We start from the raw sequence: 11,176 nt of genomic DNA on the forward strand, positions 1-11,176 counted from the left end.
CCCGCCGCCCGCCGCCAGGCGCAGTCGAAGGACGCGCGTCCGGCGGCGAGGCGAATGGGGAGCGGGCCGGGGTCAGCCCCGCAGTTTCAGGGCCTGCCCCGCCACCACCAGCAGCACGTGCTCGCACTCCCCGGCGAACGCGGCGTTCAGCCGCCCGAGTTCGTCACGGTAGCGGCGTCCGGACGCCGTGGCGGGGACGATGCCCGAGCCGACCTCGTTGGAGACGGCCACGACCGTGCGACGGGTGCGCCGGACCGCGGCGACGAGTTCCTCCACGCGGGCGCGCAGAGCGCGTTCGCCGCCGCCGGACCACTCGGCGTCGTCCCAGGCGTTCACCGAGTCCATGGCGTCCGTCAGCCACAGGGAGAGACAGTCGACGAGCAGGGGCGGGCCGTCCTCGCCGAGGAGGGGGACCAGGTCGCAGGTCTCGACGGTGTGCCAGGAACCGGGCCGCCGCTCACGGTGGGCGCTGACCCGCTGAGCCCACTCCGAGTCCCCGTTGCGCGCACCTCCGGTGGCGACGTACAGGACGTCGGGGAAGGACTCCATCCGCCGTTCCGCCTCCACCGACTTGCCCGAACGCGCTCCGCCGAGCACCAGCGTCCTGCGCGGCACATCGGGCACGTCCTCGTAGACGCCCACATCGAGCGTCGTGCCGTCGGGCACGGCGCGCGCGCCCGCCGCGGCGAGCCGCCGCCGCAGTTCGGGCCCCGGGGGCACGTCGTGGTCGAGGTGCACCGCGAGCACGTCCGTCGTCGGGTCGACCGCGCCGACCGCGCGCAGCTTCGCCAGCGCGTCCGGCCGTCCCACCACGTCGAGGAGCACCATGTGATAGGCGTCCCCCTTCTCGTCCAGACCGGCCGGCGCCGCGCCCGGCGGCAGGTACAGCAGCCGCCGCCCGTCCGGGCCGGTCACCGCGTACCCCGTGCCGGGCGCGTCCATCGGCACCGCCCGCACCCGGTGTCCCGTGAGCAGCGCCAACTCACGTCCGTCGGGCACCCGGCCGGGCTGCGGCAGCCCGGCCGGGACCTCCACGGCGGGCCCGTCGTGCGGATGCGAGAGCAGTACCTGCCGTACGCCGCCCAGCGAGTGTCCGGCGCGGGCGGCCGCGAACGCGGCGCCGGGCGTGAGGTCGAGCAGCAGTGTGCCGTCCACGAGCAGCGCGGTGGCCGCCCGCGCCCTCTCGCCGAGCGCGGTCGCGCACGCGGCGCAGGGACAGTCGGGGCGGGGCAGGCCCGCGGGGGCTCCGGTGCCGAGCAGAGTCAGTTCCACGCCGCCGATTTTTCCGTGTCCCCGCGGCTCTTGCGCGTCCGGCTAGGCTTCGGACGGGAGACGGATCTTGTCCGGCTTCCGCTGTGCAGTGTGCTCACACCTTGGAGGCGTACATGGCGGCATGGACGTGGCGGTTCGAGAAGTCCGACGGGACAGAGGTCCAACCGGCGGTGCAGCCCGAGGAGTTCACCACCCAGGGCGACGCCGAGTCCTGGATCGGCGAGGTGTGGAAGGACCTTCTGGCCGGCGGCGCGGACCAGGTGTTCCTCTTCGAGGACAGCACGCGGATCTACGGTCCGATGAGCCTGCACGCCGAGCCGGAGTAGGCCGGTAGGGGTTGCCGGGGGCGCACCCCGGCAACCCGTCACCGACGGCTCGGCTCCGGCGGGTGGGACGGCGGCCCGGCCCCCGGGAAGGGGCGGGCGTCCGGCTCCGCCGGGAAGGAAGCCCCGACGGCCACCGGCTCGCAAGGCCCGGCCCGCGGCGTGATCCCGTCTTGTCCCGAGGGGTGTCCCAGCCTCGAAGGGGGCAACCCGGCGCGAGGGAGGGCAGCCCCGCCCTCTCGCGGGTCCGGTCCCGCCTTCGCGGGTTCGGTCCCGTTCTCGCGGGGGCAGCCCCGCCCCTACGGCTCCGGTCCCGCTCGGCGGGTTCAGCCCCGGACGCCGCACAGATGCAGCAGCGCCGCCACCTGGCGGTAGGGATCCGTCCGCCCGGCCCGCTCCTCCGCGGCCAGCAGCGTCTCCGCGTCCGGCGGAACCGGCGCACCGTCGGCCGCCGTGTCCGTGAAGACCCGCACTCCGTACCAGGCGTGCAGCGGAGCCCCGATCCCGGCGAGCGTGCCGGTCAGCGTGGCGAGCCGGTCGGCGCGGACGTCGAGGCCGAGACGGTTGGTGTACGCGGTCGTGTCGAACGAGGCCAGCGTCGTCGCCCAGTCCCCGCCGATTCCTGGCCGCATGGCCAGCGCGTCCGCGTTGCGGACCAGCACCGAGAGCAGCCCGCCCGGGGCCAGCATCCGCGCCAGCCCCGCCAGCAGCGCGTCCGGATCCTCGACGTACATGAGGACGCCGTGGCACAGCACCACGTCGAAGCTGCCCGGCAGGAAGTGCACGCCGGTCTCGCGCCCGTCGCCCTCGATGAAGCGCACCCGGCTCCGGATGCCCTCGGGCTCGGTGGCCAACGCCTGACGGGCCACGGACAGCATCGTCGCGTCCTGTTCGAGCCCGGTCACCTGGTGGCCGGCCCGGGCGAGCCGCAGGGCCTGTGTGCCCTGGCCCGTCCCGACGTCGAGCACGCGCAGGCGCCGACCCACCGGATACCGCCCGGTTATCTGCTCATCGAGCTGCCGGGCCACCAGTTCCTGCCGTACGACATTCCGCAGCCCGCCCAGCTTGTTCAGCCAGGCATCCGCCGCGCCCCCGGAGAACGACGTAGTGCTCAGGGCCGCTCTCCGCGCTTGACCTGCGGCTTCGGCAACCGGAGTCGACGCATCTGGAGGGTACGCATCAGCGCGTAGGGGATCGCGCCCTTCTTGGGCTCGTCGGGGAAGCGCGTGTTGAGCTGCTTCTTCAGACGGATCGCGATGCCGATCGAGTCGATCACGATCATCACGATGATGACCAGCCAGAGCAGCAGCGCCACGTTCTTGAGCGAGGCGACCGGCACCACGCTCAGGACGAGGATGATCACGGCCATCGGCAGGAAGAACTCGGCGATGCAGAAGCGCGAGTCCACGAAGTCGCGCGCGAACCGACGCACCTTGCCCTTGTCGCGTGCGGGCAGATAGCGCTCGTCACCACTGGCCAGCGCCTGGCGCTGCCTCTCCATCTGCGCACGGCGCTCGTCACGCTGCTGCTTGGAAGCCTCCTTGCGCGTCGACGGCGTCTGGGCGACGCTGCGGCGCTGGGTCTGGGCCTCACTGCGCTTCGGCGTGGGGCGGCCCTTGGGGGCCTGAGGGTCACGGGTCATCTTGGAGTCGGTCACCGGCGCCTTGTCGGCGGGGGCCTTCTCTTCCTTCGCACGGCTTCGGAACACAAAACCCAAGGGTACGGGGTCGGCGGGCATGGACGTCGATCGAGTGGGGAACGATCCGGCAACACCGTGCGTCTGTAGTGGGACGGAGGGGATGTCGCTCCCGGGTGGACCCGGGGTGCCACCTACTCCTTGCGCCGGAGCGGTGCCGGGTGCAGTCGTCCTTGGGGATGAGCGCATCCGTCCCCGAACAGTGCGGTAATGGATGCGGGGCCCGTACTGTGGGTCCTGTTGCAGTACCTGGAGCTGGAGTCCGTCAGAAGGGGGCGCGCGAAGCCCATGAGCGGTGTCATGAAGCGTATGGGGATGATCTTCCGCGCGAAGGCGAACAAGGCCCTTGACCGGGCCGAGGACCCGCGCGAAACCCTCGATTACTCATACCAGAAGCAGCTGGAGCTGCTCCAGAAGGTCCGGCGCGGTGTCGCCGACGTGGCGACCAGCCGCAAGCGCCTCGAACTGCAGCTGAACCAGCTCCAGAACCAGTCCACCAAGCTGGAGGACCAGGGCCGCAAGGCCCTCGCGCTCGGCCGCGAGGACCTGGCCCGGGAGGCGCTGTCGCGCCGCGCCGCGCTCCAGCAGCAGGTCACCGACCTGGAGACGCAGCACCAGACCCTGCAGGGCGAGGAGGAGAAGCTCACCCTCGCGGCCCAGCGTCTTCAGGCCAAGGTCGACGCCTTCCGTACGAAGAAGGAGACGATCAAGGCCACGTACACGGCGGCCCAGGCACAGACCCGGATCGGCGAGGCCTTCTCCGGCATCTCCGAGGAGATGGGCGATGTGGGGCTTGCCATCCAGCGTGCCGAGGACAAGACCGCGCAGCTCCAGGCACGGGCCGGCGCGATCGACGAACTGCTCGCCTCCGGAGCGCTCGACGACCAGTCGGGGCTCGCCAAGGACGACATCCAGAGCGAGCTGGACCGGATCTCCGGTGGTACGGATGTGGAGCTGGAGCTGCAGCGCATGAAGGCCGAGCTGGCCGGTGGCTCCTCGTCGCAGCAGCAGGCGATCGAGGGCGGTACGGACCAGTCCCGGTCGTCGTCGCAGCCCCAGGACACTCCGCGCTTCGACAAGCAGTGACCTGAGCGGGCCCATGCCTGAGGAGGGCGACATGATCGTACGGATCATGGGGGAGGGGCAGGTGAAGGTGGACGACGGCCACCTCACCTCCCTGAACAAGCTGGACAACGAGCTGCTCACCGAAATGGAGAGGGGTGACGAGTCCGGCTTCCGCCGCACTCTGGGAGCCCTCCTGGACGCGGTGCGCCGCGCCGGGACCCCGCTCCCCGACGACTCGCTGGAGCCGTCGGAACTCATCCTCCCGTCTCCGGACGCCACGCTCGACGAGGTCCGCGAGATGCTGAGCGACGACGGCCTGATCCCCGGCTGACCTCCACGGCCGGCCTCGCCGGCACCCCCGCCCGGCCGCCGCGACCGCTCCGGACCACCGCTCCCGGGCCCCGAGGGAGAAACGGCCCGCCCCCTCCCCGGCACCGGGGAGGCCCGGCGGACCGCACCTCCAGCTCCCGGGCCCACACCGCCCGCCCCGGGTCCGGTGGGCGGCGCGCCCGACTCCGCAGGCCGGCTCGGCCCCCGGTGCCGAGCCGGGGGAACTGCCCCGGGCGGCTTCCCGGCCGACCGGGGAGCGGCCTCGTACCGGCCGGTCTCAAGCCCGGCAGGGCCCCGTACCGTGGACCCGGTGAGCACCCTGGAGCGTATGAGGGACTGGCTGCGGGCCCACCCCCTCGCCCTGGACGCCGCCCTCGCCGCAGGCGTCCTCGTCAGCATGGTGGCCGGCTCCTTCGTCGACCCGCACGGCGCCGGCGGTACGACCTGGGGCGCCCGCACCCCGGACGCCCTCAGCCTCGGCCTCATGGTTCTCGGCTCCGTGGCACTGGTCTTCCGCCGCCGCGCCCCGATGAAGGTCCTCGCGGCCACCGTCGCCGTCTCCCTGGTGGAACTGGTGACCGCCGACCCCCGGGCCCCGGTCGCGATGTCCGCCGTCGTCGCCCTGTACACCGTGGCCTCGGCCACCGACCGCCCCACGACCTGGCGCGTCGGCCTGGTCACCATGGGCCTCCTCACGGCTGTCTCGATGCTCGCCGGGCCGCTGCCCTGGTACGCCCAGGAGAACCTCGGCGTCTTCGCCTGGACCGGCATGGCCGCCGCGGCGGGCGACGCCGTCCGCAGCCGCCGCGCCTTCGTGCACGCGATCAAGGAGCGCGCGGAACGAGCCGAGCGCACCCGCGAGGAAGAAGCACGCCGCCGTGTCGCCGAGGAACGGCTGCGCATCGCCCGCGATCTGCACGACGTCGTCGCCCACCACATCGCGCTCGTCAACGTGCAGGCCGGAGTCGCCGCCCATGTGATGGACAAGCGCCCCGACCAGGCCAAGGAGGCGCTCGCCCATGTACGGGAGGCCAGCCGGTCCGCGCTGAGCGAACTGCGCGCCACCGTGGGCCTGCTGCGCCAGTCCGGCGACCCCGAGGCCCCGACCGAGCCCGCCCCCGGGCTGGCCCGGCTCGACGAGCTCGCCGACACCTTCCGCAACGCGGGGCTTCCCGTCGAGGTGGCCCGCTCCGACCACGGCACCGCTCTGCCCGCGGCCGCCGACCTCGCCGCGTACCGGGTGATCCAGGAGGCCCTGACCAATGTGCAGAAGCACGCGGGCCCGGCAGCGAAGGCCGAGGTCAGCGTGGTCCGCGTCGGGCCGATGGTGGAGGTGACCGTCCTCGACAACGGCCCCGCACAGACCACCGGCCCCGGACGCGACGACGGCCCCGCACAGGACGCCGTCCCTCGGGAGGGCGGCGGGCACGGGCTGCTCGGTATGCGCGAGCGGGTCACCGCGATCGGCGGGAGCTGTACGGCCGGTCCCCGCTACGGAGGCGGCTTCCGCGTCCATGCGATCCTTCCGGTCAAGAACCACGCGCCTGCCCTGGGGGACCCCGTATGACGATCCGTGTCGTGCTCGCCGACGACCAGGCGTTGCTGCGCAGCGCGTTTCGGGTGCTGGTCGACTCGGAGCCGGACATGGAGGTCGTGGGAGAGGCCGCCGATGGTGCCGAGGCCGTGGCGGTGACCCGGGACGAGCGGGCCGACGTGGTGCTGATGGACATCCGGATGCCCGGGACCGACGGCCTCACCGCCACCCGGCTGATCACCGCCGACCCGGGCCTCGCGCACGTACGGGTCGTGATGCTGACGACCTTCGAGGTCGACGAGTACGTCGTGCAGTCGCTGCGGGCCGGCGCGTCCGGGTTCCTCGGTAAGGGTGCCGAGCCCGAGGAACTGCTCAACGCCATCCGGATCGCGGCCGGCGGCGAGGCGCTGCTGTCCCCGGCGGCGACCAAGGGGCTGATCGCCAGGTTTTTGGCGCAGGGCGACGGCGCGGACGACGGGCACGGCGCCGCCCGCTCCGAGCGGCTCCACGCGCTCACCGGCCGCGAGCGCGAGGTGCTCGTCCAGGTCGCCGCGGGCCACTCCAACGACGAGATCGCCGAGCGCCTCGAAGTGAGTCCGCTCACGGTGAAGACACATGTCAACCGGGCCATGGCCAAGCTCGGCGCCCGTGACCGGGCACAACTGGTCGTCATCGCGTACGAGTCCGGTCTGGTACGCCCGAGGGTGGACTGAGCGTTACCTGCGCGTACTGCGCCTGGAGTAGGTTCCCGGTTAGGAAATGGACCCAGGGGCGACGGATCGTCGCCCGTTCATGGCCCAGGGTGTGACGTGGGGAGTATCCCCGTCCCCCGCCTTCCGCTCGAACCACAGAAGAGAGACCCACCACCCATGTCCTGGCTGTCCAGATTCAGCCTCGCGCAGCGGGCCCTCATAGGGCTGATGTCGATCATCGCGCTCGTCTTCGGGGCGATAGCGATCCCCCAGCTCAAGCAGCAACTGCTGCCCACCATCGAACTGCCCGTGGTGTCCGTGCTCGCGCCGTACCAGGGTGCGTCTCCGGATGTGGTCGAGAAGCAGGTCGTCGAGCCCGTCGAGAACAGCCTCCAGGCCGTCGACGGCATCACCGGTGTCACCTCCACCGCGAGCGAGGGCAACGCCGTCATCATGGCGTCCTTCGACTACGGCAACGACACCAAGCAGCTCGTCGCCGACGTCCAGCAGGCCGTCAACCGGGCCCGCGCCCAGCTCCCGGACGGCGTCGACCCGCAGGTCATCGCCGGTTCGACGGACGACATGCCGACCGTCGTCCTCGCCGTCACCTCCGCCCAGGACCAGCAGGCCCTGGCCGACCGGCTCGACCGCACGGTCGTCCCCGCCCTCGACGGCATCGACGGTGTCGGCCGGGTCACGGTCACCGGTGTGCGGGACCTCCAGGTCACCGTCACGCCCGACGACAAGAAGCTGGCGAAGGCCGGCCTCGCCCCGGCCGCCCTCGGCCAGGCGCTCCAGGCGGGCGGGGCGACCGTCCCGGCCGGCTCGTTCGACGAGGACGGCAGCAACCGCACCGTGCGGGTCGGCGGCGGCTTCACCTCGCTGAAGCAGATCCAGGACCTGATGGTCACGGGGCAGCCCGGCAAGAAGCCGGTGCGCCTCGGCAGCGTCGCCACCGTCGCGCAGGAGCAGGCCAAGGCCGACTCCATCACGCGCACCGACGGCCGGCCGAGCCTCGCCGTGATGGTCACCATGTCCCACGACGGCAGCGCGGTCGCCATCTCCGACGCGGTCAAGAAGAAGCTGCCCGGCCTGCGGGCAGACCTGGGCGCCGGGTCGGCGATCACCGTCGTCAGCGACCAGGGACCTGCGGTCTCCAAGTCCATCCACGGGCTGACCACAGAGGGCGCCCTCGGCCTGCTCTTCGCGGTCCTGGTCATCCTGCTCTTCCTCGCGTCGGTCCGCTCGACGCTGGTCACCGCGGTGTCCATCCCGCTGTCCGTGGTGCTGGCACTGGTCGTGCTGTGGACCCGTGACCTGTCGCTCAACATGCTGACCCTGGGCGCGCTCACGATCGCGATCGGCCGGGTCGTCGACGACTCGATCGTCGTCCTGGAGAACATCAAGCGGCACCTCGGATACGGCGAGGAGCGCCAGGAGGCGATCCTCACCGCGGTCCGCGAGGTGGCCGGCGCGGTCACCTCCTCGACGCTCACCACGGTCGCCGTGTTCCTGCCGATCGGTCTGACCGGCGGCATGGTCGGCGAACTGTTCGGCTCCTTCAGCCTGACGGTCACGGCGGCGCTCCTCGCGTCCCTGCTCGTCTCGCTGACGGTCGTCCCGGTGCTCTCGTACTGGTTCCTGCGCGCCCCCAAGGGCACCTCCGCGGATGCGGAGGAGGCCCGTCGCCAGGCCGAGGAGAAGGAGGAGCGCAGCCGTCTCCAGCGCTTCTACGTCCCCGTGCTGCGCTTCGCCACCCGTCGCCGGCTGACCAGTGTGCTGATCGCGGCCGCGGTACTCCTCGGCACGTTCGGTATGGCGCCCCTGCTGAAGACGAACTTCTTCGACCAGGGCGAGCAGGAAGTCCTCACCGTCAAGCAGGCGTTGAAGCCGGGCACCAGCCTGGCCGCGACCGACGCGCAGGCGAAGAGGGTCGAGAAGCTCCTCGCCGGCGTCAAGGGCGTCAAGGACTACCAGGTCACCATCGGTTCGTCCGGTTTCATGGCGGCCTTCGGCGGCGGTACGGACACCAACCAGGCGTCGTACCAGGTCATGCTGGAGGACTCCGCGTCCTCCAAGGACGTGCAGGCGCGTATCGAGAAGGGGCTCGGCGGGCTCTCCGGCGCCGGCACCATCACGGTCTCGGCCGGCAACGGGTTCGGCAGCCAGGACCTCAAGGTCGTCGTGAAGGCGGCGGACGGGGACGTGCTGCGCAAGGCGGCCGGCCAGGTCCGTGACGAGGTCGCCAAGCTCACCGACGTCACCGACGTCACGAGCGACCTCTCCCAGAGCGTGCCGCGCATCTCGGTCACCGCCAACTCCAAGGCGGCGGCGGCCGGTTTCAACGAGGCCACGCTCGGCGCGGCCGTCACCCAGGCGGTCCGCGGCACGACCACCGGCAAGGCGATCCTGGACAACACCGAGCGGGACGTGGTCATCAAGACCGCCGAGCCGGTCGGCACGCTCCAGGAACTGCGCGGGCTGCGGCTCGGCGCGGTGAAGCTCGGTGACATCGCGGACGTGAAGCTCGTCGACGGGCCGGTCTCGATGACCCGGATCGACGGCCAGCGGGCCGCCACGATCACGGCCAAGCCGACCGGTGACAACACCGGCGCGGTCAGCGCGGACCTTACGGCCAAGCTCAAGACGCTGAAGCTGCCCGCCGGTGCCACGGCGGCGATCGGCGGTGTCTCGTCGGACCAGAGCGACGCGTTCAAGAACCTCGGCCTGGCGATGCTCGCGGCGATCGCGATCGTCTTCATGCTGCTGGTGGCGACGTTCCGCTCGCTGGTCCAGCCGCTGATCCTGCTGGTGTCGATCCCGTTCGCGGCGACCGGCGCGATCGGTCTGCTCGTCGTCACGGGTACCCCGATGGGTGTCCCCGCGATGATCGGCATGCTGATGCTCATCGGCATCGTGGTGACGAACGCGATCGTGCTGATCGACCTCATCAACCAGTACCGGGCGCAGGGTCACGGCGTGGTCGAGGCCGTGATCGAGGGCGGCCGGCACCGGCTCCGCCCGATCCTGATGACGGCGCTGGCGACGATCTTCGCGCTGCTGCCGATGGCGCTGGGCGTGACCGGCGAGGGCGGCTTCATCGCGCAGCCGCTCGCGGTGGTCGTGATCGGCGGTCTCATCACGTCGACGCTGCTGACGCTGCTGCTCGTTCCGACGCTCTACGCGATGCTCGAACTGCGCAAGGAGCGCCGGGCGAAGAAGCGGGCGGCGAAGCGGCATTCGGCGGAGAAGCAGGCCGAGTCCGGCGAGTCCGGCGAGAGCGCCGTCGGCGACGAGGACAAGTCCCCGGAGCCGGCCGGAGTCTGATCCGGTTCCAAGGAAGGGCCCCCGCCCCGGCGTTCACGCGCCGGGGCGGGGGCCCTTTCCTTTTCGGTCACATCCGGGCGCCGGTATTTCGGCCATGCCCGCGCTCCCGGAATTGGTCCATACCAAAGCCTTGACGCGGCTTTGCTTGCGCCTTAAAACAACTGATGAACACCTCTCTTTCGGCCCCCCACCGGAACGTTCATGGCGCACATCGGCGAAAGGTATGACATGGGCATGCAAATTCCATGGAGGCGTGCGGCGTATGCCGCGGTCGGCACCCTTGTCCTCGGACTGTTGAGCGTGCTCCCGGCCTCGCCCGCCGCGGCCGCCACGGGGCAGATCAGCGGCCTCGCGGGCAAGTGCGCCGACGTGGCCGGCGCGGGCACCGCCAACGGCACGGCCGTACAGCTCTACGACTGCAACGGCACCGCCGCACAGCAGTGGAACGTCGGCGCGGACGGCACGATCCGGGCGCTCGGCAAGTGTCTGGACGTCACCGGCAACTCGACCGCCTCCGGCGCCCAGCTCCAGCTCTGGGACTGCACCGGCGGCCCCAACCAGCAGTGGGTCGTCACCGCCGCCCGGGACATCGTGAACCCCCAGGCCGACAAGTGCGCCGACGTCACCGGGAACAGCTCGGCCAACTCCACCCGGCTGCAGATCTGGACCTGCACCGGCGGCGCGAACCAGAAGTGGACGGCCCCGGCCGCCGGCGGTGGCACCCCGAGCGGATTCGTGGTCTCCGAGGCGCAGTTCAACCAGATGTTCCCGAACCGGAACTCCTTCTACACGTACAGCGGCCTGACCGCCGCGCTCGGCGCCTACCCCGCCTTCACCACGACCGGCAGTGACACGGTCAGGAAGCAGGAGGCCGCGGCGTTCCTCGCGAACGTCAACCACGAGACCGGCGGACTGGTCTACGTCGTCGAGCAGAACA

Annotated in this window: 10 protein-coding genes; 7 read left to right on the top strand and 3 right to left on the bottom strand. The window is 71.5% G+C overall.

Annotated features, from left to right (window positions below; genetic code table 11):
* Positions 1 to 72 precede the first annotated feature (72 nt).
* On the bottom strand, positions 73 to 1,272 hold the full coding sequence (locus tag ACFYW8_RS42635; RefSeq protein ID WP_389092589.1) for a bifunctional adenosylcobinamide kinase/adenosylcobinamide-phosphate guanylyltransferase: 1,200 nt from the start codon (positions 1,270 to 1,272) through the stop codon (positions 73 to 75).
* A 113-nt stretch (positions 1,273 to 1,385) separates the two neighbouring features.
* Here ACFYW8_RS42635 and ACFYW8_RS42640 point away from each other — a divergent pair, with 113 nt between their 5' ends.
* Entirely contained in the window at positions 1,386 to 1,598 is a 213-nt protein-coding gene (locus ACFYW8_RS42640; protein WP_365881757.1) for a hypothetical protein, read from the top strand.
* A 323-nt stretch (positions 1,599 to 1,921) separates the two neighbouring features.
* On the opposite strand, the gene ACFYW8_RS42645 is transcribed toward ACFYW8_RS42640, so the two are convergent.
* The gene (locus ACFYW8_RS42645; protein WP_365881759.1) at positions 1,922 to 2,623 is read right to left on the bottom strand and encodes a methyltransferase domain-containing protein; all 702 of its coding nucleotides are present in this window, start codon (positions 2,621 to 2,623) and stop codon (positions 1,922 to 1,924) included.
* 83 nt (positions 2,624 to 2,706) lie between these two features.
* Complete coding sequence (locus ACFYW8_RS42650) at positions 2,707 to 3,333, bottom strand: DUF3043 domain-containing protein (protein WP_365881761.1); 627 nt, start codon at positions 3,331 to 3,333, stop codon at positions 2,707 to 2,709.
* Positions 3,334 to 3,579: 246 nt separating this feature from the next.
* Between ACFYW8_RS42650 and ACFYW8_RS42655 the strand changes: the two genes are divergently transcribed.
* The 6 genes from ACFYW8_RS42655 to ACFYW8_RS42680 all read left to right on the top strand — a co-directional run.
* Positions 3,580 to 4,377, top strand: a complete 798-nt coding sequence (locus ACFYW8_RS42655; RefSeq protein WP_389092628.1) for a PspA/IM30 family protein — start codon at positions 3,580 to 3,582, stop codon at positions 4,375 to 4,377.
* 31 nt (positions 4,378 to 4,408) lie between these two features.
* On the top strand, positions 4,409 to 4,687 hold the full coding sequence (locus ACFYW8_RS42660; RefSeq protein WP_389092600.1) for a hypothetical protein: 279 nt from the start codon (positions 4,409 to 4,411) through the stop codon (positions 4,685 to 4,687).
* A 309-nt stretch (positions 4,688 to 4,996) separates the two neighbouring features.
* Positions 4,997 to 6,253: a histidine kinase gene (locus ACFYW8_RS42665; protein ID WP_365881768.1), complete on the top strand. Its 1,257-nt coding sequence runs from the start codon at positions 4,997 to 4,999 to the stop codon at positions 6,251 to 6,253.
* Positions 6,250 to 6,933, top strand: coding sequence for a response regulator (locus ACFYW8_RS42670; RefSeq protein WP_389092608.1), 684 nt, complete (start codon positions 6,250 to 6,252; stop codon positions 6,931 to 6,933). The genes ACFYW8_RS42665 and ACFYW8_RS42670 overlap by 4 nt, the downstream gene beginning before the upstream one ends.
* Before the next feature lie 156 nt (positions 6,934 to 7,089).
* A complete protein-coding gene (locus ACFYW8_RS42675; protein WP_389092613.1) occupies positions 7,090 to 10,239 on the top strand; it encodes an efflux RND transporter permease subunit in 3,150 nt (1,049 codons plus the stop codon).
* Positions 10,240 to 10,473: 234 nt separating this feature from the next.
* Positions 10,474 to 11,176: ricin-type beta-trefoil lectin domain protein (locus ACFYW8_RS42680; RefSeq protein ID WP_389092618.1), on the top strand; the 703-nt coding region annotated here is incomplete at its 3' end.

This window comes from Streptomyces sp. NPDC002742, assembly GCF_042888885.1.
Taxonomy (GTDB): Bacteria; Actinomycetota; Actinomycetes; order Streptomycetales; family Streptomycetaceae; genus Streptomyces.